Below are 26,159 nucleotides of genomic sequence, written 5' to 3'. Positions count from 1 at the left end.
GGGCGCCGCGCCCCCTGGACCCCGGCTCTCGTCAGAGTGCCGCGATGTTCGCCTTGCGCATCTTCGGGGTGCGGCGCGGCGGGGTGCGGCCGCTCAGGAGGATCAGGCGGGCCGCTCTGTGGCGGTGGCCCTGGTAGGGGGCCAGGAGTTCCAGCATGCGGGTGTCGTCGGCCGTGCGGTCGCCTGCCAGGGCGTAGCCGATGATGCCGGGGAGGTGGAGGTCGCCGACGGTGACCTCGTCGGGGGCACCGTTGCTGCGCTGGACGGTTTCGGCGGAGGTCCAGGGGCCGATGCCGGGGACCAGTTCGAGGCGGGTGCGGGCGGCCACGGGGTCCATCGCCGCCGCTTCCTCAAGCCGGGGGGCCACCCTTGCGGCGCGCAGGATCGTCGACGCGCGTTTGTTGTCGACGCCTGCCTTGTGCCACTCCCAGGACGGGATGCGGGACCACGTACGGGGGTCCGGCATCACGTGCATGGGGGCCCGGGCGGAGGTGGGGCCGGGGGCCGGTTCGCCGTACTTGCGGATCAGGAGGCGCCAGGCCCGGTAGGCCTCGTCCGTCGTGACCTTCTGTTCCAGGATCGACGGGATCAGGGACTCCATGACCAGGCCGGTGCGGAGGAGGCGCAGGCCCTGGCGGCGGCGTTCGGTTTGGGCGACCAGGCGGTGGCGGGGCTCGAAGTCCTCCGGGGTGTCCGCGGCGCCGAGGAGGCTCGGGAGGCCGTCCAGGAGCCAGCCCGCGCCCGGGCCCCAGGCTTCCGCCTCCGCGGCGCCTGCGCGGAGGGCCACGCGGAGGGTGGCGGGGCCCTGGGGGGTGCGGGTCGCCCGCCACACCGAGCCGTCCGGAGTGGTGCGGAAGGTGGGGTCCGCGGGGCCTCTGCGGAGGGGGCCGAGGGTGAGGCTCAGGTTCAGGGGGGTGGGGGGTGTCCAGGTGCGGGTGGCCGCTGCGGTGTGCCGGCGGGGGGTGCCCTGGGGGATCGGTGCTTCGCCGCCGCGCACTGTGGTGCGGGTGGGGCGCGGGACGAAGCGGGACGACACCCGTCGAGGGTACGTGGTGGCCCTTCCCCGATCCCGCCCCTTCCCGAAACCGGGGCGCTGCGCCCCCTGGACCCCAGCCCTCCCGCCGACGTCCCCTTCGGCTGGGACGGATCCGCGCCGGTCGCGCTCCGCGCCCGTCCGCAAACTCCCCCAAGCTCTTAAGGAGCAGGGGGACCCCCACGACGGGCTGACATACCGCCGGGGGCGGGCCGCCGTCCGGCAGGTGGCTCGGCGACCTGCCGGACGGCGGCACCAGCTACTGGTCCGAGGAGAAGCGCACCGACCCCGCCGGCAGCCGCGCCTCGCACCACACGCGGACGCCGTCCCGGAGCTCGTTGTCGGCGCCGACGTGCGCCCCGTCGCCGACGACCGCCCCGGTGAGGCGCGAGCGGGCGCCCACGGAGGCACGGGCGCCGATGAGGGAGTCGGTGATGACGGCGCCGGGCTCGATGACGGCGCCGGAGAGGACGGTGCTGCCGACGAGGCGTGCTCCCTCCCCGACGAAGGCGTCCTCGCCGATCACCGTGCCGCCGGTGAGCTTCGCGTCGGAGGCGACGTGGGCGGAGGGCAGGACGAGCCGGTCGCCGCAGCGGCCGGGCACGGCGGGGGACGGGGCGCGGCCGAGGACGAGGTCGGCGGAGCCGCGTACGAAGGCCTGGGGGGTGCCGAGGTCCAGCCAGTAGGTCGAGTCGACCATGCCCTGGAGGTGGGCGCCGGAGGCGAGGAGGTCGGGGAAGGTCTCGCGTTCGACGGAGACGGGCCGGCCGGCCGGGATCGTGTCGATGACGGAGCGGCGGAAGACGTACGCGCCCGCGTTGATCTGGTCGGTGACGATCTCCTGGGGCGTCTGCGGCTTCTCCAGGAAGGCGGTGACGCGGCCGGTCGGGTCGGTGGGGACCAGGCCGTACGCCCGCGGGTCGGGCACCTTCGTGAGGTGGAGCGACACGTCCGCGTCGACCCGCTCGTGCTCGGCGACGAGGGCGCGGATGTCCAGGCCGGTGAGGATGTCGCCGTTGAAGACCAGGACGGGGTCCTGCGGACCGGAGCGCAGCCGCGAGGCGACGTTGCGGATGGCGCCGCCGGTGCCGAGGGGCTCCTCCTCGGTCACGTACTCGATGTGGAGGCCGAGCTCCGAGCCGTCGCCGAAGTACGGCTCGAAGACCTCCGCGAGGTAGGACGTGGCGAGGACGATGTGGTCGACGCCCGCCGCGCGGGCGCGGGCCAGCTGGTGGGTGAGGAAGGGGACACCGGCCGCCGGGACCATCGGCTTGGGTGTGTTCACCGTGAGCGGGCGCAGCCGGGTGCCCTTGCCGCCGACCAGGAGAATCGCTTCTGTCACCTGTCGTCTCTGCTTCCTGCTGGGGCCGGCCGAGGTTTCGTGTCGGCCGGCCAGTGTATGCAGATGGATGAGCGGGTCCGCAGGGCGAGGGACCTCAGCGGCCCTGGTAGCGAGCCGAAGCGGACCGAGCCGTTCCGAGCTTGGAGTACAGGCGGCGGCCAGGGCACTCGGTGGCGAATCCGTCCCGGTGACCGGAGATCACGTTGAGCCTGACGATGCTGCCCTTCTTGTAGAGGTTCCCACCGCCCGACTTCAGGTATGTCGTTCCGCGTGGATTCGCGCCGTACAGGCCGAGCTTCCACGCGGTGAGCTTCGCGACCGCCGTCACCGCGGCCTTGGGCGGCCTGGTGTTGGTGAACGTGCCGAGGACGGCGATGCCCATGCTGTTGCTGTTGAAACCGAGAGTGTGCGCGCCGAGGACGGCCTTGGCCACTCCCCCGGCACGGCCTTCGTAGATGTTTCCGCACTTGTCGACGGCGAAGTTGTAGCCGAAGTCGCGCCAGCCGCTGCTCTTGACGTGGTAGCGGTAGATACTGCGCAGGACGGAGGGCGACTGCGAGCAGCTGTAGTTGTTGCCGGTCGCGCTGTGGTGCACGAAGGCCGCCTTGACGGTCCTGGTGTACGCGAAGTTCCGCTCGCGCAGGCTCTCGTCGGCGCCCCAACCGCGCCGGGTGACGATGCGCGGGCGCGGCCCGATGTACGGCCTGGCCTTGGCGACGTCACCGCCCCGCGCGTCCAGGAGGTCCGCCTGCGTGTGGGCCCGGTCGAGCGGGGTGACGGCGGTGGCGCCCAGCGGGGCGAGGTCGGCGTTCACGGCGGAGGCGGCCGCGGACTCGGCGGTCAGGAGGCCGCCGGCGGCGTCCGGCAGCCCGGCCTGGTGGACGCCGTCGGCCTTCGCCGGGGCTCCTTGCGGCGCTCCCGCGCCGGCGGGCGGCGCCGGGTGCTCGCCGGGGTCGACGAGTTCGAGGCGCAGCCCCGCGGGCAGGGCCGACTCCGCCTCGGGCAGTACGCGCCCGGCGCGTCCGGTGGCCCGCCCGGCGTCGGCCCCGTCGGCGTCCGGCCGCACCCGCAGTTCGACCCCGTCCGAGTCGCCGACCCACAGGGGTGCCGTCGATCCGCGTACGCGGCCCGAGTCGCCCTCGGCCGTGCCGGGGTCGGCCGCGTGTTCGTGGTTGTGGGTCTCGACCTCCTGCCAGCTGGACCAGGTCGTGGTGCCGGTCGCGCGGGTGCGGACCTGGACCCGGCCGTGGAGTTCGACGTCCGGGTCGTCCCAGACGACACCCACGAGGGAGAACGGGCGTACGTCGCGGCGGGCGAGCCCCTGGTCGCGCGGCTCGGCGCCGCCCGCGCGGTCGGCGCCGAGCGGTCCCAGGGGCAGCGACTGGGTGCTGCCGGGCAGTGTCTCCGCGGCGGGCCGGGTGACGGCCGCGGTATCGGACGACGTCAGGGCGAGGGGGAGGGCGAGCGCCGTGGCGCAGGTGACACCGATCGAGGAAGCAAGGAATCCACGCATACAACTGATAGTTGACATACCTGTACTTATCTGTCCATCGGGAGGCGCCCGGAACTGACGACCCGTCGGCCCGGCCGACGGCCCCAACTGGGCCGCCCGCAGCGGCGACACGCCGTCGCCCGCGTACCCTTGCGGCCGTGAACGCCAACGACCGCACCCCTGCCGACCTGCTGCGATCCGCGCTCGCCACGGACCCGGCGCGCCCGCTCGTGACGTACTACGACGACGCCACCGGCGAACGCGTCGAATTGTCCGTGGCCACCTTCGCCAATTGGGTGGCCAAGACCGCCAACCTCCTCCAGGGCGAGCTGTCCGCCGAGCCCGGCGACCGGCTCGCGCTGCTGCTTCCCGCGCACTGGCAGACGGCGGTGTGGCTGCTCGCCTGCTCCTCCGTGGGCGTCGTCGCGGACATCGGCGGCGACCCGGCGGCGGCCGACCTCGTCGTCAGCGGCCCGGACGGCCTGAACGCCGCCCGCGCCTGCTCCGGCGAGCGCGTGGCCCTCGCCCTGCGCCCCCTCGGCGGCCGGTTCCCCGAGGCCCCGGCGGGCTTCGCCGACTACGCCGTGGAGGTGCCGAGCCAGGGCGACCGCTTCGCCCCGTACGCGCCCGTGGACCCCGACGAGCCCGCGCTCGCCGTCGACGGCCTGGAGCTGACCGGCGCCGCCCTGGTGGAGCGGGCCCGCGCCGACGCCGCCGAGCTGGGCCTCGCCCCGGGCTCCCGGCTGCTCTCCGACCGCCCCTACGGCACCTGGGACGGCCTGAGCGCCGGGCTCTACGCGCCGCTGGCCGCAGGCGGCTCGGTGGTCCTGTGCCGCCACCTCGACCGGCTCGGCGAGGGCGGCCTGGAGAAGCGGATCGAGAGCGAGCGGGTCACGGCCACGGCCCGCTGACGTCCCGGCGGGTCACCGCGGCGGCCTGCCGACGTTCCGGCGGACCACCGCGGCGCCCCGCCCACGCCCACGCCCCGCCACCGTCCCCCGTTCAGCCCAGCCGAGCCCCTGGCCCGCAGGCCCTCCGGCCCGCGCCGGTCCATGGTCGTAAGAGCACGCGGAGCGCACTGAGCGAGCAGCGCGACCGTGCACCGACCGCTGCGATGAGGGGTGGACCGCCACGTGACCGACACCGCGCGCACGCCGTCCGAGCCGGGCGAGGAAGCGGCAGGGGCCGCGTCCACGTCACGCGAGGCCACGTACGCGCCGGGGGCGGGCGCGAGCCCCGCGGGGTTCGCGCCGCGCCGCCGCAGGCTCCGCTGGCTGCGCTGGGCCGCGCTGGCCACCGCCGTCCTCGTGCTCGCCGCGGGCGGCGTCGGCTGGGCCGCGTACAACAAGCTCAACGGGAACATCACCAAGGACACCGGCGCCGCCGCCGAACTCGCGCGCTACGAGGCGGAGCGGCCGACGCCGCTCGTGCACGACGCCCAGAACATCCTGCTGATCGGCTCCGACTCCCGCTCGGGGCGCGACAACCGCAAGTACGGTCGCGACCTGGGCACCCAGCGCTCGGACACCACGATCCTGCTGCACCTGGCCGCGGACCGGCAGAGCGCGACCGCCGTGTCGCTGCCGCGCGACCTGATGGTGGACATCCCGAGCTGCCGCCGCCCGGACGGCTCCCGCACCCGCGCCCAATTCGCCCAGTTCAACTGGGCGTTCGAGTTCGGCGGCACGGCCTGCACGATCCGTACGGTGGAGAAGCTCACCGACATCCGGATCGACCACCACATGGTCGTGGACTTCGCCGGGTTCAAGGGCATGGTGGACGCGGTCGACGGGGTGCGGGTCTGCCTGAAGGAGCCCGTCGACGACCGCGCGGCGAAGGTACGGCTCCCGGCCGGACCGCAGACCCTCGACGGCGAGCAGGCGCTCGGCTATGTGCGGGCCCGCAAGTCCCTCGGCAACGGCAGCGACACCGATCGCATGGACCGCCAGCAGGAGTTCCTCGCCGCGCTCGTCAACAAGGTGCGCAGCAATGACGTCCTGCTGAATCCCGTGAAGCTCTATCCCGTTCTCGACGCGGCCACGTCGTCCCTGACGACGGACCCGGGCCTGGCGAGTCTGCGTGGTTTGTACGAACTGGTGCGCGGGATGCGCAATATCCCCACGGAGCGGGTTCAATTCCTCACCGTGCCACGGCGTTCGTACACCTATGACGTAAATCGCGACGAGCTGGTCGAGCCCGCCGCGGCGGAGCTCTTCACGCGCCTCCGCGAGGACGAGCCGCTGCGGGTGACGCGCGACGCCGCGGCGGCGGCGTACGAACGGCGGGCCTCCAAGGCGTACGAGGACGACTCCGAAGACACGTACGACGAAGGCGAATCCGCGTACGAGGACGGCGAATCGGACGATTACTCCGAAGACGGCGCCGACTCCGAGAGCTACGACTCCGAGAGCGACGAAAAGCCCGACGACCCGAGTCACACGCCGAGCCCCGCCCCCACATTCCGGGGCAACACGGCCGACCGGACCGCGTGCGAGTAGAACCGGCATCGCCGGGAAGGGCCGTTCGCCAAAGAAATTGGGTGGATTGCCCAGTTGTAGGTGCCCGGCTGAGGAGTGGAATTTGTCACCGGCGTCGTTGGACGCTGAACTGGGCGGATAGTGTGAGCCGATCCGGTACCCGGTCTTCGCGACCGCGCACCGTTGTACGACTGACCGAGCGCCTTCTTGAGGGGGGAAAGGCGCCGCGTGGCCCTGACGGAGGACGCAAACAACCGTGGACGCGCAAGGCCGTGGGCGGGACGACATCGACCCCGCAGACCAGTGGGTACTGAACCCGCAGACCGGCGACTACGAACTGCGACTGAGTCCTTCCACAGGGCAGTCGGCGCCGCCTGGAGTTCCCGGACCGCGGGGCGCCGCGCCCCGGCCGCCGGGGCGGGCCTCCGAGCGCCCGGGCGGCCGTGAGCGCGGGCGCGAGCCCGGCCGCGGCCAGGGCCGGGAGCACGGCCGCCGCCACGGATCCGAGCCCGGCGCCACCGGCAGCCGGGAGCACGGCCGCGAGCAGGTGCCCGGCCAGCGCAGGCGGCGCGGCGCGCAGCCGGAGCCGACCGCGGGCGGGCGCCGCAAGCAGCGGCCCAAGAAGAAGAACACCGGCAAGAAGATCGCCATCTGGACGGGCGGCACGGTGGCCTTCGTGGTCGTCGTCGCGGCGGTCGGCGGGTACCTCTACTACCAGCACCTCAACGACAACATCACGGCCGTCTCCGACGACGGCGCGGGCACCGGCGGGTTCAGCAAGGACCGCGCCATCAACATCCTGCTCGTCGGCACGGACAAGCGCAGCGGCAGCGGCAACAAGGGCTACGGCGACGAGGGCAGCGTCGGCCACGCGGACACCACCCTCCTGCTGCACGTCTCCAAGGACCGCTCCAACGCGACCGCGTTGAGCATCCCGCGCGACATGATCACGGACATTCCGGACTGCCCCACCAAGCAGGACGACGGCTCCATGAAGACCATCCCCGGCTCGCAGCAGGTCCGCTTCAACGAGAGCCTCGGCCAGAGCGAGCGCACGCCGAGCTGCGTCATGCGCACGGTCACCAAGATCACCGGCATAAAGCTCGACCACTTCATGGTGGCCGACTTCAACGCGGTCAAGACGCTGTCCAGCGCGGTCGACGGCGTGGACGTGTGCCTCGCCAAGGACATCGACGACCCCAAGTCGCACCTGAAGCTGTCCAAGGGCGAGCACACGATCGAGGGCGAGGAGGCCCTCGCGTTCGTGCGCACCCGGCACACCGTGGGCAACGGCGGCGACCTCAGCCGGATCGAGCTGCAGCAGCAGTTCCTCAGCTCGCTGATGCGCAAGCTCAAGTCCGGGGGCACGCTGACCAGCCCGAAGAAGATGATAAGTCTGGCGGAGGCGGGCACGAAGGCGCTGACCGTCGACTCCAAGATCGCCGACATAATGAAACTCCGTGACCTCGGCATGGAGCTCGGCAAGCTCGACATGAAGAACCTGACCTTCGCGACGACCCCGGTGGACGACAACCCCGCCGAGCCGACGCCCGTCACGGTCGTCCTGAACAAGGCGAAGTCCGACAAGCTGTTCTCGATGATGCGCGAGGACGTGTCGCTGACCGAGGTCAAGAAGAAGGAGAAGAAGGAGAAGGCCGCGGTGGCCGCCCGCCTCAAGGGCCCCAAGGCCGACCCCGCCGACGTGCGCGTCGACATCTACAACGGCAGCGGGAAGACGGGCGCCGCGCAGGCGACCCTGGCCTGGCTGCAGAACACCGAGGGCGTGACGAAGTCCAGCCAGCTCGGCAACGCGCCGAAGAACCTGGGCAAGACCACCCTGGAGTACGGCAAGGGAGAGGCCGACCAGGCGCGGCGGCTCGCCCAGCTCATGGGGCTGCCCGGGGCGGCGCTGAAGCAGGGCAAGAGCGAGAAGAACGCACAGGGGCTGCCCGCGATGGTGCTGACCCTGGGTGCCGACTTCAAGGGCGCGGGGGAGCCCATAAGCGCTCCGTCGAAGGCCCCGGACGGCATTCAGAAGGTCGGGGCCGACAAAACCGTGTGTGCCAAGTGACCTGAGACGGTTGTTTGACGTCTCACAGAACGCCACACGTGGCGGCGGGCCGGCGACCGCCGCCATGTGTGGCGCGCGGCACCGCGCCGCAAGTCGCCGTGGGGCGGCCGCACTTGTGAAGCAGGGCGGGGAGGGACAGGGATGGGGCAAAGCAGTGTCCGTGGGGAGGGAGCGTCCGGTGGGGCGGGGACGCGGAACACTTCGCCCGACGCGGGCCCGGGGACGGACGGCCCAGGTGCCAGGGGCGGGGGTGGCCGAGGCGCCGCTGCCAACGGCGGGGGTGCCCAGCGCGTCGCCGCCAAAGGCGCGGGAGCCAAAGGCGTAGGAGCCAAAGGCGCGGGAGCCAGAGGCCGACATGCCCAAGGGGGTGCCGCCAGAGGCGAGGCCGCCCAGGCCGTCGCTGTCAAAGACGGCACGTCCGGCCCGCCCGGCAAGGGCACGAAGGGCGGCGGCGGGGACAGTGGTGGCGGCAGGCCCAGACGCCCGCGCAAGCGCCGTGTCCTGCGCTGGTCGGCGATCATCCTGTCGGTCCTGATACTCGGCACGGCCGGCGCCGGTTACCTCTACTACCAGCACCTGAACAACAACCTGGAGACGGACGACCTGAACCTGGGCGACCACCGGGCCCCCGAGCCCACGCCCAACTCCGCGGGTCAGACGCCCCTGAACATCCTCCTGATCGGCTCCGACGCCCGGGACTCCAAGGAGAACCAGAAGCTCGGCGGCGCCAAGGAGACCTTCGGCGGCCCGCCCCTGGCCGACGTGCAGATGCTCCTGCACCTGTCGGCGGACCGCAGCAACATGTCCGTCATCAGCATGCCGCGCGACACCCTCCTGACCATCCCCAAGTGCACCGACCCGGACGACGGCAAGGTGTACGACGAGACCGGGCCGCGCTCGATGACCAACGAGTCCCTGGGCCGCGGCGGCCCCGGCTGCACGGTCGCCACCTGGGAGAAGCTGACCGACATCCACATCGACCACTTCATGGAGGTCGACTTCTCGGGTGTGGTGTCGATGGCCGACGCGATCGGCGGCGTGCCCGTCTGCGTGGACAAGAACATCCACTCGCGCACCAGCCAGGGCAAGGGCTCGGGCCTGAAGCTGGAGAAGGGCACCACGAACATCAAGGGCGAGCAGGCCCTGCAGTGGCTGCGCACCCGCTACGGCTTCGAGGACGGCACCGACATAGCGCGCGCCAAGGCCCAGCACATGTACATGAACTCGCTGGTCCGCACGCTCCGCGAGAACACCGGCCTGACCAGCCCCAACCGGCTGCGCAAGCTCGCCGAGAACGCGACGAAGGCACTGAAGGTCGACCCGGGCCTCGGCTCCCCCATGAAGCTCATCGGCCTCGGCAACGAGCTGAAGAAGGTCTCGCCGGAGCGCACGACGATGACGACCATGCCGTTCGAGTACTCCGGTTCGCGGGTGGTCCCCAAGCCGGGCGACGCCGAGCAGCTCTTCCGGCTGGTACGCGACGACATCGCCCTCGACGGCAAGGACAAGCGCAAGCCCGCCAAGGAGAAGCTGTCGGACGACCCGGCGGCGCCGGACGGGGAGATCGCCCTGCAGGTCCAGAACGGCACCCGCACGGCCACGGAGCCCGCCGTGAGCGGCCGGGCGAGCGCCGTCGCGCAGTCGCTCGCCGGTCTGGGCTTCGCCAAGGCGGCCCCGGACACCTCGGCGTCGGTGACCGAGGACAGGACGGTCATCCGCTATCCGAGCGTGGACCTGGAGGGCGACGCCCAGCGGGTCGCCAAGTCCCTCGGCCTGCGCCTGAGTTCGGTGAAGAAGTCGACGGACGTCTCCGGCATCACGCTGGTCGTCGGCGCCGACTGGCGCGCGGGCGACAAGCCGAAGAAAGCGGCGAAGCAGGACGACTCGACACCGGATTCGGCGGACGCCCTGAGCGGCTCCGACAAGAAGGCCTGCATGAAGGTGGACCCGAACTTCACCTGGTAGCCCGGGAGGCCCCCGGTGGGGGCCCAGGGGGCCGGTGACGGCACCCTGGGTCTCCCGGGAGCCATGAAGCCCATAGGGCCCACGAAGCCCACGGGGCCCACGAAGCCGCCGGGGCTCAGGCCTCCTGCGTCTCCCCCAGCACCGCCGGGCGGCGCGAGGCGATGACCCGCTTGGCGAGCGAGCGCGGGCTGGTGAGGAAGCCCCAGCCCCACGACATGTGCATGGTCGCGAGCGCCACGGGGATCTGCAGCCGCGCCTTCAGGGACAGCCCCTTGCCCGCCGGGACGGAGCCCGCGGCGATCGCGGCGAGGTAGCCGCCGGGCACGACGAAGCCCCACGGCGTCAGGGCCGCGCCCACGACCAGGCCCAGGGCGATCGCGCAGACCGCGACCGGCGGCGCGAGGTAGCGCAGGTTGATGGAGCCCTGGTGGTAGCGGGCGACGACGTGGCGCCAGCGGCCGTAGTCCTTGTACTGCTTGGCGAGCGCCTTCACACTCGGCCGCGGCCGGTACGAGACCTTCAGCTCCGGCGAGAACCAGATGAGGCCCCCGGCCTCGCGGATGCGGAAGTTCAGCTCCCAGTCCTGGGCGCGGATGAACTCCACGTTGTAGCCGCCCTGTTGCTCCAGCGCCTCGCGCCGGAAGACGCCCAGGTAGACCGTCTCGGCCTGCTGGGCGTCGCCGCCGGTGTGGAAGGCGGCGTTGCCCACGCCGATCTTCGAGGTCATGGCGGCGGCGACGGCCTGCTCCCAGGCGTTGGTGCCCTGGGCGTGCATGATGCCGCCGACGTTCATCGCGCCGGTCTCCGCCAGGAGGCGCACGGCGGTGGTGATGTAGCCCGGCGAGAGCGCGGCATGGCCGTCGACGCGTACCACGATCGGGTGGCGCGAGGCCTTGATCGCGGCGTTCAGGGCGGCGGGCGTACGACCCGTGGGGTTCGGGACCGTGTGCACCCGCGGGTCCTCCTTCACCAGCTCCGCGGCGATCTCGTCGGTGCGGTCGGTGGAGGGGCCGAGCGCGACCACGACCTCCATCTCGCCCGCGTACTCCTGCTGGAGGATCGCGTGCACGGCTTCACGCAGGTGCCGCTCCTCGTTGAGGACCGGCATGATCACAGAGACAGCGGGGGGATGCACGTCGGACTTCAACTGCGCGGGGTCCTTTTCATCGCTCGGCCGGGAGTCCGGGGGTCGCCCCCGGGAAGTGGAGCATCGGGCGTCACGTTACCGCGAACGGGGGACACGGGCGCGCGCCGTCCGGGTCGCTACCCCGGTCCGCAGATCGTATGGGCCTACGGTTCTGGCGTCCCCCGCCCAGGACCACGACCGCGGAGGTGCCCCGCAGTGCCCACACCGCCCCGCTCCCCCGCCACCCCACCGCGCCGCCCGCGACCACCGCGACCGGTCCCGAAGGGGGGCCCGAAGGCGGGTCCCAGGGCGGGCCGGCGGGTGCGCAGGCCGCGCTGGGCCATGCGGGTGGCGACCGCCGTGTCCGTCGGGGTGCTGGCCGCCGCCGGCATCGGGCACTCCATCGTCTCCGGCCTGGAGACCGGCATCAGCCGCGTCGACGCCTTCAAGGACATGAAGAACAGGCCCGAGGCGGGCAACGGCATGAACGTGCTGCTCGTCGGCACCGACGGCCGCGACAAGATCACCCGCGAGGAGCGCAGGAAGTACCGGCTCGGCGGGGCGCCCTGCCACTGCACGGACACGGTCATGATCGTGCACATCTCGGAGGACCGGGACCGGGCGAGCGTCGTCAGCCTGCCCCGGGACTCGTACGCGGAGATGCCGGAGCACATCGACCAGAACTCCCGCAGGCACCACCGGGCGCACCCGGTGAAGCTGAACGCGGCGTACGCGGAGGGCGGCCCGAATCTGACCGTGCGGACGGTCGAGAACATGACGAAGGTGAAGATCGACCACTATCTGGAGGTCGACTTCACCAGCTTCATGAAGACCGTGGACGTCCTCGGCGGCGTCGAGATCTGCACCACCCGCCCCCTGAAGGACTCCCACACCGGCCTGAACCTGCCCGTCGGCACGCACGAGCTGAACGGCGGCCAGGCCCTGCAGTACGTCCGTTCGCGGTACGTCGACGGGGCCGCCGACCTCGGCCGGATGCAGCGCCAGCAGCGCTTCCTGGCGGCGCTCATCGCGAAGGCGACGAGCAGCGGCGTGCTGCTCAACCCGGTCAAGTTCAACGACGTCACCAGGACGCTGCTCGAATCGGTGCGGGCCGACAAGGGCTTCGGGACGACCGAGATGCTGACCCTCGGGCGGGCGATGCGGAACTTCTCGCCGTCGTCGTCGGAGTTCACGACCGTGCCGATCGGCAAGATGGGCTTCAAGGTGCCGGGCATCGGCTCGACCCTGAAGTGGGACCCGGTGAAGTCCGGGAAGCTGTTCCAGGCCCTGCGCGACGACAAGCCGCTCGCCCCGCACCGGGTCAAGCAGAAGGCCGCGATGGTGCCGGTGTCCCCGCAGCAGATCCGGGTGCAGGTGGACAACGGCACGGCCACGCCGGGCCTCGGCAAGCGGGTCGACGCGGCGCTGCGGACGACCGGGTTCCGGACCACCCGGGCACCGGGCAGCGCCCTGCCCCCGCCCGGCACCCCGCCCGTCACGCGCAGCGTGGTCGCGTACGACCCGCGCTGGGACCGCTCGGCGAAGTCCCTGGCCACGGCGCTGCCCGGCTGCCAGATGCGGATGGTGAAGGGGCAGGGCGCGACCCTGAAGGTGATCGCGGGCAGCGACTTCAAGGGCGTGCGTCCGGTGCGGGCGGAGGACGCGTACCAGGGCGAGTACGGGGCGCTGACCGGGGACCAGGTGGTGTGCCCGTAGGCGGGGCGGGGGCCCGGGGCTAGGGGCCCTCCGGCGGGTCGTCCTCCCGTACGGCGTCGGTGCGCTCGTAGCAGTCGTAATTGTGCTGCTCGACGATCCTGCCGTCGCGGAACTGCAGGAACGTCGCGATGTGCGCGCGCAGCACCTGCCCGGCGGGCAGATCGCCCAGCGGCACGGCCAGCACACCGGTCCAGGTCACTTCGAGCGCGACCTGATCGCCCGCCGCGACGGCGTTGAGCACGTCGAAGGTCTGCCGGCTGAGCAGATTGGCGCCCTGCTCCCCCGCCTTGAGGATCGCGGTCAGATCGCGCACCGCCCCGTCCGGCAGGAAGGCGTTGGGGTACTCGCGGTGCACGGCGGTGTCGTGGAAGAACCCGGCGAGCTCCTCACCGAGCGCACCGCGGGCGACGGCCCGGTGATAGCGAATCGCCGTGTCGATGTTGTCGGTGCCATCGGTATTGCCGGTACTGCCGGTGTTCGGGGGCCGCTGCGCATCCGCCATGCGTCCAGGGTAGGACGGGCCTTCCTGGGGCCACCAGATCGCCTGGCGTCGCGCTCAGCTCTCGTCGGGCTCCTGGGCGCGGAGCTCCTTGATGGCCCGGCGCCGCGCGAGGCGATGCGTACGGCGAATTTGAGCCTCCTTGAAGCGGCGCTCGTTGCGCTCGGAGTCCGGCCGCACCGGGGGGACCGTGCGCGGCTTGCCGTCGGCGTCGACGGCGGCGAAGACGAGGTAGGCGGAGCCGACCTGCTGGGCGGGGGTGGACTCGTTCCAGCGCTCGGCCATCACGCGGACGCCGACCTCCATGGAGGTGCGGCCCGTCCAGTTCACTTGGGCGTGTACGTGCACCAGGTCGCCGACGCGGACCGGGGACAGGAACGCCATCTCGTCCATGGAGGCGGTGACCGCGGGCCCGCCGGAGTGGCGGCCGGCGACGGCGCCCGCCGCGTCGTCCACCAGTTTCATGATCACGCCGCCGTGCACCGTGCCGAGGAGGTTCGTGTCACCCGCGGTCATGATGTGGCTCAGTGTCGTGCGGGATGCCGAGGTCGGCTTGCCGGAAAGGTCGTCTCCGGCCCCTATCGGGGCGTGATCAGTCATGGAACCAGCGTAAACGCCCGGTACGCGCCATCCACCGGCCGAAAACGATCGCGAAGCGGTCGAAGTGGCGTGCGGCACATTGCATCAGCTCTGCAACAGCCCTGACCCGAAACAACGCCCTCCCTGTGAGGCGCGGGGTGCGGCACTGCACACTAAGCCACATGAGCGATTGGCCAGACGCGCGGAACAACAACGGTGACCGCCACGGGTACGGCAACGACGGCGCACAGCCCGAGGGCGCCCGTGTGATGCGCCATGTCCAGCGCGGCGGCCCCTCGGCCCCCGGCCAGCCCGGCTCGGTCCCGCAGCCTCGCCAGACGCGCCAGCCTTCGTACGACGACAACGTCTACGACGACCTGTACCGCGACCAGCGCGCCCAGGACCCGCACGCTCGTCCCGACGGCCACGGCCAGGACGGCTACGACAGCGGCTACAACACCGGCCAGGTGTACGGCTCGCCGTCCGGCCCGCAGGGCCCCCAGGGTCCCGGCGGCCCGCCCGCGCCGCCGCGCGCGCCCAAGCCGCCGGTCAACTGGAAGAAGCGCATCACCTGGGGCCTGGTGACGTTCCTCGCGCTGCTGATCGTGGTCTCCGTGAGCACGTACTTCTGGGCGGACTCCAAGCTCAAGCGCGAGGTCGACCTGTCGAAGGTCATCGAGCGGCCCGACGGCGGCAAGGGCACGAACTACCTGATCGTCGGCTCCGACAGCCGCGCCGGGATGTCCGACGAGGAGAAGAAGAAGCTCCACACCGGCTCCGCCGAGGGCAAGCGCACCGACTCGATGATGATCCTGCACGTCGCGGACGACGGCGGGAACACGATGATCTCGCTGCCGCGCGACTCGAACGTCATGATCCCCTCCTTCAAGGGCTCGGACTCCGGCAAGATCTACCCGGCGCGGAACTGCGACACGACGAATCAGGTCTGCAAGAAGCTGAACGCCGCGTACGGGGAGGACGGCCCCGAGCTGCTCGTGCGCACGGTCGAGGCCAACACCGGCCTGCGCATCGACCACTACGCCGAGATCGGCTTCGGCGGCTTCGCCAAGATCGTGGACGCGGTCGGCGGCGTCGAGCTGAACATCCCCAAGGGCTTCAAGGACAAGAAGTCCGGCGCCGACTTCGAGGCGGGCAAGCAGACCCTGAACGGCGAGGAGGCCCTGGCCTTCGTCCGCACCCGCTACGCCCTGCCGGGCAGCGACCTGGACCGCACCAAGAACCAGCAGAAGTTCCTGGCCGCGCTCGCCAACCAGACGGCGACGCCCGGCACGGTCATGAACCCGTTCAAGCTGTACCCCACGATGGGCGCGGGCCTGGACACCCTGGTCGTCGACAAGGACATGGACCTGATGGACGTGGCCTCCATGTTCTGGGCCATGAAGGGCGTCACCGGGGGCGACGGCAAGTCCATGAACATGCCGAGCTCGGGGTTCGCGGGCGGCAACGTCGTCTGGGACAAGCCCAAGGTCAAGGAGCTGGTGTCGCAGCTCAACAACGACGAGAAGGTGACGGTGTCCGGCAACTAGCCGACCCGTCCGGCCCGCCGCTCACGGCGACGGCCCCGGTACCGCGCAAGTACGCGGTACCGGGGCTGTCGGCGTTCTCGGGGCATCCGTGTTCCGGGGCCGGAACTCCGGGACGCCGGGGGTCCGGGACACCGGCTGTCCGGGGCTCCCGGAGTGCGGACTTCAGGGGGGTACGAGCCCGGGCGTACCCCGAACGCCTCGTCCGCCGCGAAGCCGCGCGGCCCCCGTGGCACGGTGGTTCGACCACCAACCAGAAGCGCCACCACCGAGCGGAGCCCTGCCATGGCGGACCTCCAGGACGAACTCGACTCCCCCGCCGAGGCCGGGGCGGACGACGAGCGCGCCGCGCGCACCCACGACGTGCGCCCGGTGCCCTCCCCCACCGACGACCGACGAACGCCCGAGCCCGCGCCGGAGCCCCTGGAACCGGAGCTGCGGGACGCCCTTGAGCGGGCCGAGGCCCTGCTCGGCACGCACCCCGTCGCGGACGGCTACAGCGGCCTGCCCGGCGCGCTGCGCGAACTCCCCTGGTACGACCTGGAGTTGGGCGACAGCGGCCTGGAGACCGATCTGCCGCGGCTGCGGGCGGGCCGGGTCGGCATGCAGTTCTGGTCGCTCCAGATGCCGGACGCGGAGCCGGACGGCGACCGCGCCGTCAGCTCGGCGCTCGAACAGCTCGACCTGGTCAAGCACGTCGTCGCCCGGTACCCGGACGGGCTGCGGGTGGCCCGCGACGCCTCCGAGACCACCGACGCCCGCAACTGCGGCCGCATCGCCACCCTGATCGGCCCGGCGAGCGCCCGCGCCATCGGCGACTCGCTCGGCGCCCTGCGCTCGCTGCACACCCTCGGCCTCAGCTCCCTCACCCTGACCGGCACCTCCTGGGCGGGCGCGGACGGGCTGAGCACGTTCGGCGAGGAAGTGGTGCGGGAGATGAACCGGCTCGGCGTCCTCGCCGATCTGTCGGGGGCGTCCGAGGCGACCGCGTACCGGGTCCTCGCCGTCTCCAAGGCACCGGCGCTCTGGACCCGCTCCGGGGCCCGCGCGCTGCGCGAGCACCCCGCGAACCTCAGCGACGAACTGCTCGCCTCGGTGGGCGCGGCGAAGGGCCTGTGCCTGGTGCCGCTCACGGCCGACCGGACGGGACCGAAGCTCGGGGACGTCGCCGACCACCTGGAGCACGTGCGCCGGGTGGCGGGCGCCGAGTGCGTCGGGATCTCCGGGATGTACGACACCAGGTCCGGGCACCCCGGGGAGCTGACCGACGCCTCGCGCTATCCGCGGCTGGTCGCCGAGCTGTTCCGGCGGGGCTGGTCCGAGGCCGAGGTCATGGCACTCACCTGGGGCAATGTGCAGCGCGTGCTGCGCGGCGCGGACTTCACGGCGCGGGCGGCGCGGGAGCGGCGGGGGGCGTCGACGGCGACGATCGGGCGGCTCGACGGCTGAGGGCGGCCGCGCGGGCCGGGGGCGGCCTTCGTCGGGCGGGCGGCCGGGAGTCGCCCGCCCCGCTCCGCCCGCTCCGGTCAGACCCGGTCAGACCCGGTCGGGCTCGGCCACCAGGCAGAAGCAGAACGGGTGCCCCGCCGGGTCCGCGTACACCCGCCAGTCCCGCTTGCCGCCGTCGTCGTCCACGTCGAGCGGGCGGGCGCCGAGGGCGTACGCGCGCTCCTGGGCCGCGTCGATCTCGGCCCAGGTCGAGCCCCCGTCGAAGTCCAGGTGGAACTGCTGGCCGTTGGTGTCGGAGCGCGGCCAGTCGGGCGGGGTGTGGCCCTCGGCGCGTTGGAAGGCGATCCGCACGCGGCCGGGGGCGAGCAGTTCGACCCACTCGCCGTCGCCGTCGTCGTCGTGGATCGTGCCGCCGATGAGCCCGGCGTAGAACTCGGCGAGGGCGTGGGGATCGGGACAGTCGAGAGCGACGGTGCGAAGGCGGACGACAGGGGTGGCCATGAACTCTCCTCGGTCGAAATCTCTGTTACCGGTATATGGCGTTCTCTGGTAACCACTCTGGTGACCCCATAGTGGCCCTATACCGGTAACGTCGCAACCATGAACGACAGATCGCCCGCGCCTGGCGGCCTCGCGCTGATCCAGGACCTGGTGAACACGCTGGACATCGGGGCGGGCACCGACGAGCTCGACACCGGGGCGGGGCGGGCCCGCTTCGGCCTCGCCCCGGCGGACGTGGCCGCGGCGCGGGAGCTGCGGGAGTCGCTGCGGGCCGTCTGCCTCGCCCACGCCGGGCACGCGCCGCACCAGGAGGTACGCCCGCTCGGCGAACTCCTCGCCGCGGCGCCCCTGTTGGTACGTGTCGACGCGTCCGACGGCGCCGCGTCGCTCGCGCCCGCCGACCCCGGCCCGCTCGCCTCCCGGGTGGCGGCGGCCGTCGCGGAGGCCGTCGCGGCGGGCACCTGGGCGCGCCTGAAGGGCTGCGAGGCCGAGACCTGCCACTGGGCGTACTACGACCGCAGCCCCGGGGGCCGGGGCCGCTGGTGCGACATGGGGGTGTGCGGGGCGCGGGCCAAGATGCGCGCGTACCGGGCGCGCCGGGCCGCCGACGGGAGCCGGACCTAGGGCCGGGCCGCCGCCAGGGCCGAGGCACCCGCGAAGGGCCCCGCCCGGACGCGCGCTACGCCGCCGGACGCCCCATCGCCCGGTACGTCCACCCCGCCGCGCGCCACCGCTCCGGGTCCAGCGCGTTGCGGCCGTCCAGGAGGACCCGGCGGCCGACCACCGCGCCCAGGGCCTCGGGGTCGAGGTCCCGGAACTCCTGCCACTCCGTGAGGTGCAGGACGACGTCGGCGCCGCGCACGGCGTCCTCGGCGGTGTCGGCGTACCCGAGGGTCGGGAAGAGGCGGCGGGCGTTGGCCATGCCCTTGGGGTCGTACACGGTGACCTGGCCGCCCTGGAGGTGGATCTGGCCTGCCACGTTCAGGGCGGGTGAGTCGCGCACGTCGTCCGAGTCGGGCTTGAAGGCGGCACCGAGGACCGCGACCCGCTTGCCCAGGAAGGACCCGCCGCCCACGGCGTCGCGGGCCAGCTCCACCATGTGGCCGCGGCGCCGCATGTTGATCGAGTCGACCTCGCGCAGGAACGTCAGGGCCTGGTCGGCGCCCAGCTCACCGGCGCGGGCCATGAAGGCGCGGATGTCCTTGGGCAGACAGCCGCCGCCGAAGCCGATGCCCGCGCGCAGGAACTTCTTGCCGATGCGGTCGTCGTGGCCGAGGGCCTCGGCGAGCTTCACCACGTCGCCGCCCGCGGCCTCGCAGACCTCGGCCATGGCGTTGATGAAGGAGATCTTGGTGGCCAGGAAGGAGTTCGCGGAGGTCTTCACCAGCTCGGCGGTGGGGAAGTCGGTGACGATGAAGGGCGAGCCTTCGGCGACCGGCGTCGCGTACACCTCGCGCAGCACCTTCTCGGCGCGCTCGCTGCGGACGCCGACGACGATCCGGTCGGGGTGCAGGGTGTCGTTGACCGCGAAGCCCTCGCGCAGGAACTCCGGGTTCCAGGCCAGCTCGACCTCGGCGCCCGCGGGGGCCAGCTCGGTGAGGCGGGCGGCGATGCGCTCGGCGCTGCCGACCGGCACGGTGGACTTGCCGACGACCAGGGCGGGCTTGGTGAGGTGCTTGGCCAGCGACTCCATGGCGGCGTCGACATAGCTCATGTCGCAGGCGTACTCGCCGTGCTTCTGCGGGGTGTTCACGCACACGAAGTGCACATCGCCGAAGTCCGCGGCCTCGGCCCAGTCCATCGTGAAGCGCAGCCGCCCGGTGGCGCCCTCGATGCCCGCGACGTGCTTGCGAAGGAGCTCGTCCAGGCCCGGCTCGTACATCGGGACCTCGCCGCGGCGCAGCGTCTCGATCTTCTCCGGCACCACGTCGAGCCCGATGACCTCGAAGCCGAGCTCGGCCATGGCCGCGGCATGCGTGGCTCCGAGATAGCCGGTGCCGATCACGGTGATCTTGAGGGCCATGCGGTGCTCCAGTGGATCGGGTACGACGGCTGCGCGGTGCCCGAGCATAGTCCTGGCGTAACAGGGGCTCCCACCGGGCACATCTTCCGCTGTCGTCAAGCTCACGTATCCCTGGCGTGAGCTGACCCCTAAAATTCGGGTTACTTAACGGTAATTAGCGTCCACCGCGTGCTTGGAGCGTGAGACACCTTGGCCGGATCGGCTGACTTCGACCTGTACCGCCCGTCCGAGGAGCACGACATGCTCCGCGACGCGATCCGTTCGCTCGCGGAGGCGAAGATCGCTCCGTTCGCCGCCGCGGTGGACGAGGAGGCCCGCTTCCCGCAGGAGGCCCTCGACGCCCTGGTCTCCTCCGACCTGCACGCCGTGCACGTACCGGAGAGCTACGGCGGCACGGGCGCCGACGCCCTCGCGACCGTCATCGTGATCGAGGAGGTGGCCCGCGTCTGCGCGTCGTCCTCCCTCATCCCGGCCGTGAACAAGCTCGGCTCGCTGCCCGTGATCCTCTCCGGCTCCGAGGACCTGAAGAAGAAGTACATGACGCCGCTGGCCAAGGGCGACGCCATGTTCTCGTACTGCCTCTCCGAGCCGGACGCCGGTTCGGACGCGGCGGGCATGAAGACGCGGGCCGTCCGGGACGGCGACTCCTACGTCCTGAACGGCGTGAAGCGCTGGATCACCAACGCGGGCGTCTCCGAGTACTACACGGTGATGGCCGTGACCGACCCCGAGAAGCGCTCCAAGGGCATCTCGGCGTTCGTCGTCGAGAAGGGCGACGAGGGCGTGTCCTTCGGCGCCCCGGAGAAGAAGCTCGGCATCAAGGGCTCGCCGACCCGCGAGGTCTACCTCGACAACGTCCGCATCCCCGCCGACCGCATGATCGGCGACGAGGGCACCGGCTTCGCCACCGCCATGAAGACCCTGGACCACACCCGCATCACCATCGCGGCCCAGGCCCTCGGCATCGCGCAGGGCGCCCTCGACTACGCCAAGGGCTACGTCCAGGAGCGCAAGCAGTTCGGCAAGCCGATCGGCGACTTCCAGGGCGTGCAGTTCATGCTCGCGGACATGGCCATGAAGATCTCCGCCTCCCGCGCCCTCACGTACCAGGCCGCCGCGGCCTCGGAGCGCGGCGACGCCGACCTGACCTACCTCGGCGCCGCCGCCAAGTGCTTCGCCTCGGACACCGCCATGGAGGTCACCACGGACGCCGTGCAGCTCCTCGGCGGCTACGGCTACACGCGCGACTACCCGGTCGAGCGCATGATGCGCGACGCGAAGATCACGCAGATTTATGAAGGAACGAATCAGGTTCAGCGGATCGTCATGGCGAGGAACCTGCCGTAACTGGGTTTTCGCAGGTCAGCGGCCATTTTTGATGGCTCGCGGGCTGTGATCGGCTTCAGGTCCGTTCAGGTCCGTTTCGGGCCGATCATGGGCGTCATGCTGGGGAAATCCTGGGCTAAAGCTGGGCGGGACACCGCCTCTCACCTGCACAAACACAACGACCCCCGGCTCTGTGCCGGGGGTCGTTCACGTGGGCTGCGTCAGGCGACCTCTGTCTGCCCTTCGGTGGGGTCGTCGGCGCCGGGCGTGAGCATCGTTGCGATGGCTGCGCGTCCGCGCTGTTCGGCGCCTTCGAAGATGTAGTGGTAGTGCTCGCGCAGCACATCCGTACTGCTGTGGCCCATCCAGTCGGCCACGTCGTTCTCGGGGACGCCCGCGTACAGGAGCCGTGATCCGTAGTAGTGCCGCATCGAGTGCGGCTTGCAGTACGGCACGTGCCCCTTGCTCAGAGCCACCATCCAGATTTGCCGGTAGAAGTACGAGGCGTAGACGTAGCCGGTCCGCGTCACGTTGGGGAAGAGGAGCCGTTCGGGCCCCCACACCCCGTGGTTCTTGATGTGCCGCCGCAGCTCGAACGCGACGTTGGGCGGCAGGGGCACGATGCGCCCCGGCTCCTCCTCGTCACGAGCCTTGATGTGCCGTCGCTGTAGGGCACTGTTCTTGCCCGACTCGGACTCGCCGTCCTCCGCGATCTGGAAGTCGACCCGCAAGACCTCCGCCTTGAAGTCGATCTGATCCCGAGAGACGGCCATGGCCTCACCGATGCGGAGCCCGCAACCGGCCATCAGCCACAGCATCGCCCGGTACCGAGGCGGGGCACCGTCGAGCATCGCCAAGACTTCCCGCGTCGTGAGCCGCCGGGCCTTGCTCTTGTGCTCCCGTATCTCCTTGGCGCGGCTTCCGGCGTGCTTGATCTTCTTGCATGGGTTGCGCCCGATGATCTCGTTGACGACGGCCCAGTCCAACATCCCGGAGAAGAAGGAGAACCGCTGACGCCGAGTCCGCGCGGACAGCTTGCGGTCCCTCTCCATCCACAAGAGCCACTGCTCAATGTCGGCCACCTTCAGGGACACGATGGAGCGGGCCTTGAAGAACGGCTCAATGGTCGTGTTCAGGATCGACCGGTACTGCTTCTTGGTGCTGTTCTCCAACTTCCTTTGATTCGACCACTGTTCCCAGACGGCCGTCACGGGCTGCTTGCCCAACTTGTCGTCCAGGTAGGTCCCTGCGTCGAGTTCCTGCTCCTTGCGCTTGCGGTGGTCGTCCGCGCGCTTCTTCGTCTCAAACGACTTCTGCCGCTGCTTGCCGTCCGGGTCGTACCAGTAGGCCGTCCACTTCTTCGGGTCGTCCGTCGATCGCGTTACCCATGCCCTCGCCACTGCCGCACTGGCCTCTCTGATCGGTGAGCAGGTGCCGCACCGTGGGCGCCCGCATCTCCAGTTTGGACCCTGACCACCCTGGGTTGTCAACACAGGGTGGACCACCCAGGGTGGTGTAGTCTGGTGCTATGCGAGCAGATGAGAGCGGATTCGAGATCACCCAGCAACAGGGGGCGTGGGTGGTCCGCATGTGGTGGCCGACCGGTCCCGTAACGGGCGGGCCGCAGCGGATCACCGTCGAGCAGGCGGAAGACGCGCCTGCTCGTGACGTGGCACGCGGGATCTCCACCACCGTTCTCCGCAGGCTCGATATCGCTGCGGCCCTGAATCTGGCGAAGAAGGCGCCAGAGATGCAGCGCACGCTGGAGGACGTAACGCAGCAACTCGAAACGACAGGGGAGACTGCCGGTCGCCTCCTGGCCGAGGAGGGCGTGTCCGAGCGCTACTTGGCCACACTCGCTTTCACCTACAAGGCCATGGCCGACATCGGTGCCCCTGCCCCCGTTCCCTGGCTGGCTCGACTGATTGGCCGCCGCCCCGAGACAGTCAAGGACCACTTGAAGCGGGCGCGTCGGGAGGGGTACTTGAGCACGCTCGCCGGCAAGGCCGGAGGAGAGCTGACCGACAAGTCCCAGGCCGTGCTGGATGCGATGAGCGGCGCGGAGAGTTAGCGCCGACGCGGGAACCACAACTTCATATTTCGACAGCCCCCGAGGCTACTCGGGGGCTGTCCTTTTCCCTGGAGAGTATGTGACCAAGCTGATGACGGTTAATGACGTTGCCGAGTTTCTGAGCAAACCTCGCTCGTGGGTGTATGACAACTGGAAGCGCGAGGAGATCCCGTTCCGAAGGGTCGGCCAGTCTCTCCGGTGCCGCCCAAGGGATCTGGAGAAGTGGCTCGATCAGCAGAACTGAACGGCACGACGAACGACGCCCCCGAGGCAACCGGGGGCTTTTTGTTTTCCAGGATGGGGACGGCATGGCGGCGGTAGCGACAAAGCGCGTTGATTTGGTTTGCGGGTGGTGCGGAGAGCCTTGGACATACGACCGGCCGAGGGGGAAGCGGGGGCGCAACCCCGTGACCAACCCTGAGCATTCAATGTGCGGGACGAAACGACAGAACCAGAATCGCGCACGAGGCCGCGAGCGGGCCGCTAAGGGCGAACAGTACGAGCCTTGGAACATACCCCCAGTTGACTCTGAAGAGGGCCTTACGGAGGAAGAGGTATCCATACGTGATGAAGCATTGGAGCGCCCTTGGTGGCGCACCCCTCACAGTTCATCTCAGCGCGCGGAGGTGGAACTGAGCATTGCCCAGGGGGCTCACTACTGGGATGACTACCGGGCCCCGGCCGAGGATGACCACGCGTACATCGAGTACTCCACGCATGAGGATAAGCGCGAGGTGGCCCGATGGATCTCCCGCGAGCGAGCCCCCAGGACTGCTACGTCGAATGGCCGTACCAGCAAGAAGCGGCTGCCCGTGATCGGCTCCCCCCGGCCCTGGGCAGAGGCGGCCAAGCCGCGAGAAACGGCCCCATGCGTACGGGCGCCCGGACCGTTGCTGGAACCGTTCGTGCGCACCTTCTGACATCAGGCCCCCGGATCGCTCCGGGGGCCTGTCCGTTTTTTTCAGATAGTGGAGAGCAGTGCATCCCACCCATGGCGCTCTCTGGAGTTGGTACTCACTGGGCGATGAGTCACTGACGCGGTGGTGGGCCGGGGCCTTTCAGAAGTCCAGAGCATTTCGTGAAGATGCTCGAATGCGACTCTGCGGACACCTCCCTGGAAGTCAAGGGGATGACGTAGAGGGTTCCTCTGCCACGTGAAGTTGAATTCACGGGGGTAGGGGAGCCTTCTTCTCTTACGTTTTCCTCTTGGAAGTACCCCCGAGCCACTAGGGCGAGGGAACAGAGAGTGTCTACAAGCCAGGGCCTTAGAAGCCCTGGCATTTGTGAGGGACCTTACGGAGTTTCTGCGAATCAAAACCATTGACCTTCAGGAGTAACTATGACCGATCAGAAGCCCATGACCGTCCAGGAAGCCGTTCAGTCTGAAAACAGCTTCGCCATATCCAAGATTGTTGCGGTCACGGCCCTTGACATGCTGGTGGGGTCCAAGGGCCTGGCCCACACCGTGCACCGAGATGCCGAGGAAGATTTCCGGGGCGGTGTTGGTGACTCGGTACGTATCCGCCGCCCGGAGGTGCTGAAGGCTGGGAACTTCACCGGCTCGGTGAACAGCATGGTGCAGCCGGTCAAGGACACGACCATCGAGCTGGAGATCACCGACCATGCCCTGTCGGCGGTGGAGATCACCGATAAGGAGATGCGCTTCGACCTCTACACCTTCGAGCAGCAGATCACGCTTCCCCAGTCCGCGGGCGTCGGTGACTACCTGGAACAGAACATCGCCAACACGATGAACCAGCGCACCGCCGACGGCGCTTCGGGCCTGATCACCATGAAGGCCACCCAGCCCCGGCACGCGATCATCGATGCGGGCACGGTCCTGGACAAGAGCCGCACGGCGGGCCGCCGTTGGCTGGCCGTCTCACCGGACGTGAAGAACGTCCTGCTGAAGGACGACAACTTCTCTCAGGTGGCCCAGGCCGGTTCGGACGAGACGCTGCGCGGCGGCATCATCGGCGAGGCGTACGGCTTCACGGTGGTCTACTCGCCGTTTCTGGCAGACAAGACCGCCGTTGCCTACGTCGGCTCGGCGTTCGCCATGGCCGTCTGCTCGCCGCCTGTGGTGCGGAGTGAGTTCTCCGCCTCGGCCGGGCACCAGGGCTACTCGATGCGCTGGCTGATGACCTTCAACGACGACAGCCTCAACCAGCGCTCCATCATGGACGCCTACGTGGGCTCGACTGTCCTCGACGAGCGGCGCTCGGTCGGCCTCAAGCTCGCCTGACCCACGTCACGGGTTGCTTCTGAAGGGAATGGTCCGGGGCCTCTGCTGAAACGGTGGAGGCCCCGCTTTCCTTTGTTTGCTTCGAGCCTCGGCACAGGCTCGGGGCGCTCCCGTTCACACTCCGTCGTCCGAGCCGGTGAGCCGGCCGTGACTCCCCGCGACACAAACCGGAGGACACCTCTATGCCCAAGATTCGTAACCCCAATTCTCCGCACTCTCGATACAAGGGCCTGGAGGTACTTCCCAACGACCATGGGCTACCTGTTCCGAAACTGCCTTCTGGTCGGGAGTGGACCAGGGCTGAACGAGATCAATGGGCCCAGTGGTGGGAGTCGCCCCAGGCCGGTAAGTGGGATGAGTCTTATGTGCCCACAGTAGCCGTAATACTGACCTATTACGGCAAGATTCTGGATGGCACCGCGACGCGAGACCACCTCACGGAATACCGGCAACTGGCTACGGCTCTTGGCCTCACTGCTGACGGGATGAAGCGGCTCGGCTGGGTCTTTGAGGGGGATGAATGAGCAGGCGAGCAGCCAAGGCCGGGACGAAGGCCCAGCCTGCCGAGCATGCGCCGGGCGTCGAGTGCCCTCGTGTGAACTGGTCTGATGAGTGCGGCCTCTGCAACGTGGAGGGAGACATTCACCTGTACTGGTTCCTGAACCGCGCAGACGGGATAGATGTGGAGGGCCACGACGCC

At 70.3% G+C, this 26,159-nt stretch carries 22 protein-coding genes; 13 read left to right on the top strand and 9 right to left on the bottom strand.

What is annotated here, in order from left to right; genetic code table 11:
* Nucleotides 1-31 precede the first annotated feature (31 nt).
* The 3 genes from IE274_RS16365 to IE274_RS16355 all read right to left on the bottom strand — a co-directional run bounded on the left by IE274_RS16365 (nt 32) and on the right by IE274_RS16355 (nt 3,888).
* Nucleotides 32-1,036 carry a DNA-3-methyladenine glycosylase family protein gene (locus IE274_RS16365; RefSeq protein ID WP_190116437.1) on the bottom strand — a complete coding sequence of 335 codons (1,005 nt, stop codon included), beginning with the start codon at nt 1,034-1,036 and terminating at the stop codon, nt 32-34.
* Nucleotides 1,037-1,292: 256 nt separating this feature from the next.
* On the bottom strand, nt 1,293-2,375 hold the full coding sequence (manB, locus tag IE274_RS16360; RefSeq protein WP_190116436.1) for a mannose-1-phosphate guanylyltransferase: 1,083 nt from the start codon (nt 2,373-2,375) through the stop codon (nt 1,293-1,295).
* A gap of 94 nt (nt 2,376-2,469) precedes the next feature.
* Nucleotides 2,470-3,888, bottom strand: a complete 1,419-nt coding sequence (locus tag IE274_RS16355; RefSeq protein ID WP_190116435.1) for a peptidoglycan recognition protein family protein — start codon at nt 3,886-3,888, stop codon at nt 2,470-2,472.
* 137 nt (nt 3,889-4,025) lie between these two features.
* Here IE274_RS16355 and IE274_RS16350 point away from each other — a divergent pair, with 137 nt between their 5' ends.
* From IE274_RS16350 to IE274_RS16335, 4 genes are all read left to right on the top strand, one after another.
* Entirely contained in the window at nt 4,026-4,778 is a 753-nt protein-coding gene (locus IE274_RS16350; RefSeq protein ID WP_190116434.1) for a TIGR03089 family protein, read from the top strand.
* 222 nt (nt 4,779-5,000) lie between these two features.
* Nucleotides 5,001-6,365, top strand: coding sequence for an LCP family protein (locus IE274_RS16345; protein WP_190116433.1), 1,365 nt, complete (start codon nt 5,001-5,003; stop codon nt 6,363-6,365).
* Between the two features lie 235 nt (nt 6,366-6,600).
* Nucleotides 6,601-8,415 carry an LCP family protein gene (locus IE274_RS16340; RefSeq protein WP_190116432.1) on the top strand — a complete coding sequence of 605 codons (1,815 nt, stop codon included), beginning with the start codon at nt 6,601-6,603 and terminating at the stop codon, nt 8,413-8,415.
* Between the two features lie 141 nt (nt 8,416-8,556).
* Nucleotides 8,557-10,380, top strand: a complete 1,824-nt coding sequence (locus IE274_RS16335; protein WP_229909574.1) for an LCP family protein — start codon at nt 8,557-8,559, stop codon at nt 10,378-10,380.
* 115 nt (nt 10,381-10,495) lie between these two features.
* Here the strand turns inward: IE274_RS16335 and IE274_RS16330 are convergent, their stop codons facing one another.
* Nucleotides 10,496-11,527 (bottom strand): glycosyltransferase family 2 protein, encoded by a 1,032-nt coding sequence (locus IE274_RS16330; protein WP_269821367.1) that lies wholly within the window; start codon nt 11,525-11,527, stop codon nt 10,496-10,498.
* Nucleotides 11,528-11,722: 195 nt separating this feature from the next.
* Here IE274_RS16330 and IE274_RS16325 point away from each other — a divergent pair, with 195 nt between their 5' ends.
* Complete coding sequence (locus IE274_RS16325) at nt 11,723-13,222, top strand: LCP family protein (protein ID WP_229909572.1); 1,500 nt, start codon at nt 11,723-11,725, stop codon at nt 13,220-13,222.
* Nucleotides 13,223-13,241: 19 nt separating this feature from the next.
* Here the strand turns inward: IE274_RS16325 and IE274_RS16320 are convergent, their stop codons facing one another.
* On the bottom strand, nt 13,242-13,724 hold the full coding sequence (locus IE274_RS16320) for a nuclear transport factor 2 family protein (protein ID WP_190116430.1): 483 nt from the start codon (nt 13,722-13,724) through the stop codon (nt 13,242-13,244).
* 54 nt (nt 13,725-13,778) lie between these two features.
* On the bottom strand, nt 13,779-14,321 hold the full coding sequence (locus IE274_RS16315; RefSeq protein ID WP_190116429.1) for an acyl-CoA thioesterase: 543 nt from the start codon (nt 14,319-14,321) through the stop codon (nt 13,779-13,781).
* A gap of 161 nt (nt 14,322-14,482) precedes the next feature.
* Here IE274_RS16315 and IE274_RS16310 point away from each other — a divergent pair, with 161 nt between their 5' ends.
* Both IE274_RS16310 and IE274_RS16305 read left to right on the top strand, forming a co-directional pair.
* A complete protein-coding gene (locus tag IE274_RS16310) occupies nt 14,483-15,847 on the top strand; it encodes an LCP family protein (RefSeq protein ID WP_190116428.1) in 1,365 nt (454 codons plus the stop codon).
* 282 nt (nt 15,848-16,129) lie between these two features.
* Entirely contained in the window at nt 16,130-17,293 is a 1,164-nt protein-coding gene (locus IE274_RS16305) for a dipeptidase (RefSeq protein WP_190116427.1), read from the top strand.
* Nucleotides 17,294-17,380: 87 nt separating this feature from the next.
* On the opposite strand, the gene IE274_RS16300 is transcribed toward IE274_RS16305, so the two are convergent.
* Nucleotides 17,381-17,794, bottom strand: coding sequence for a VOC family protein (locus IE274_RS16300; RefSeq protein WP_190116426.1), 414 nt, complete (start codon nt 17,792-17,794; stop codon nt 17,381-17,383).
* A 99-nt stretch (nt 17,795-17,893) separates the two neighbouring features.
* Between IE274_RS16300 and IE274_RS16295 the strand changes: the two genes are divergently transcribed.
* Complete coding sequence (locus IE274_RS16295) at nt 17,894-18,418, top strand: CGNR zinc finger domain-containing protein (protein ID WP_190116425.1); 525 nt, start codon at nt 17,894-17,896, stop codon at nt 18,416-18,418.
* A 55-nt stretch (nt 18,419-18,473) separates the two neighbouring features.
* On the opposite strand, the gene IE274_RS16290 is transcribed toward IE274_RS16295, so the two are convergent.
* A complete protein-coding gene (locus IE274_RS16290) occupies nt 18,474-19,817 on the bottom strand; it encodes a UDP-glucose dehydrogenase family protein (protein WP_190116424.1) in 1,344 nt (447 codons plus the stop codon).
* A 189-nt stretch (nt 19,818-20,006) separates the two neighbouring features.
* On the opposite strand from IE274_RS16290, the gene IE274_RS16285 reads away from it, so the two are divergent.
* A complete protein-coding gene (locus tag IE274_RS16285) occupies nt 20,007-21,164 on the top strand; it encodes an acyl-CoA dehydrogenase family protein (RefSeq protein WP_268255573.1) in 1,158 nt (385 codons plus the stop codon).
* A gap of 200 nt (nt 21,165-21,364) precedes the next feature.
* Here the strand turns inward: IE274_RS16285 and IE274_RS16280 are convergent, their stop codons facing one another.
* Nucleotides 21,365-22,543: a tyrosine-type recombinase/integrase gene (locus IE274_RS16280; RefSeq protein ID WP_190116423.1), complete on the bottom strand. Its 1,179-nt coding sequence runs from the start codon at nt 22,541-22,543 to the stop codon at nt 21,365-21,367.
* Between the two features lie 128 nt (nt 22,544-22,671).
* Between IE274_RS16280 and IE274_RS16275 the strand changes: the two genes are divergently transcribed.
* From IE274_RS16275 to IE274_RS40565, 4 genes are all read left to right on the top strand, one after another.
* A complete protein-coding gene (locus tag IE274_RS16275) occupies nt 22,672-23,214 on the top strand; it encodes a hypothetical protein (RefSeq protein WP_190116422.1) in 543 nt (180 codons plus the stop codon).
* Nucleotides 23,215-23,293: 79 nt separating this feature from the next.
* Complete coding sequence (locus tag IE274_RS16270; protein WP_229909571.1) at nt 23,294-23,458, top strand: helix-turn-helix domain-containing protein; 165 nt, start codon at nt 23,294-23,296, stop codon at nt 23,456-23,458.
* A gap of 1,095 nt (nt 23,459-24,553) precedes the next feature.
* Nucleotides 24,554-25,459, top strand: a complete 906-nt coding sequence (locus IE274_RS16265; protein WP_190116421.1) for a phage major capsid protein — start codon at nt 24,554-24,556, stop codon at nt 25,457-25,459.
* A gap of 182 nt (nt 25,460-25,641) precedes the next feature.
* Complete coding sequence (locus IE274_RS40565; RefSeq protein ID WP_443732145.1) at nt 25,642-25,983, top strand: phage terminase small subunit; 342 nt, start codon at nt 25,642-25,644, stop codon at nt 25,981-25,983.
* The last annotated feature ends 176 nt before the right edge of the window (nt 25,984-26,159 follow it).

It is taken from the genome of Streptomyces flavofungini (assembly GCF_014650815.1).
Classification (GTDB): domain Bacteria; phylum Actinomycetota; class Actinomycetes; order Streptomycetales; family Streptomycetaceae; genus Streptomyces; species Streptomyces flavofungini.
The sequence above is the reverse complement of the archived record's forward strand: the minus strand, read 5'-3'. Positions and strand labels throughout refer to the sequence as shown.

Bases quoted from the DNA above. Each gene is read 5' to 3' on its own strand.
- IE274_RS16295 (WP_190116425.1), top strand. From the start codon at position 17,894: ATGAACGACAGATCGCCCGCGCCTGGCGGCCTCGCGCTGATCCAGGAC.
- IE274_RS16335 (WP_229909574.1), top strand. From the start codon at position 8,557: ATGGGGCAAAGCAGTGTCCGTGGGGAGGGAGCGTCCGGTGGGGCGGGG.
- IE274_RS16355 (WP_190116435.1), bottom strand. From the start codon at position 3,888: ATGCGTGGATTCCTTGCTTCCTCGATCGGTGTCACCTGCGCCACGGCG.
- IE274_RS16305 (WP_190116427.1), top strand. From the start codon at position 16,130: ATGGCGGACCTCCAGGACGAACTCGACTCCCCCGCCGAGGCCGGGGCG.
- IE274_RS16290 (WP_190116424.1), bottom strand. From the start codon at position 19,817: ATGGCCCTCAAGATCACCGTGATCGGCACCGGCTATCTCGGAGCCACG.
- IE274_RS16310 (WP_190116428.1), top strand. From the start codon at position 14,483: ATGAGCGATTGGCCAGACGCGCGGAACAACAACGGTGACCGCCACGGG.
- IE274_RS16320 (WP_190116430.1), bottom strand. From the start codon at position 13,724: ATGGCGGATGCGCAGCGGCCCCCGAACACCGGCAGTACCGGCAATACC.
- IE274_RS40565 (WP_443732145.1), top strand. From the start codon at position 25,642: ATGCCCAAGATTCGTAACCCCAATTCTCCGCACTCTCGATACAAGGGC.
- IE274_RS16315 (WP_190116429.1), bottom strand. From the start codon at position 14,321: ATGACTGATCACGCCCCGATAGGGGCCGGAGACGACCTTTCCGGCAAG.
- IE274_RS16300 (WP_190116426.1), bottom strand. From the start codon at position 17,794: ATGGCCACCCCTGTCGTCCGCCTTCGCACCGTCGCTCTCGACTGTCCC.
- IE274_RS16275 (WP_190116422.1), top strand. From the start codon at position 22,672: ATGCGAGCAGATGAGAGCGGATTCGAGATCACCCAGCAACAGGGGGCG.
- IE274_RS16265 (WP_190116421.1), top strand. From the start codon at position 24,554: ATGACCGATCAGAAGCCCATGACCGTCCAGGAAGCCGTTCAGTCTGAA.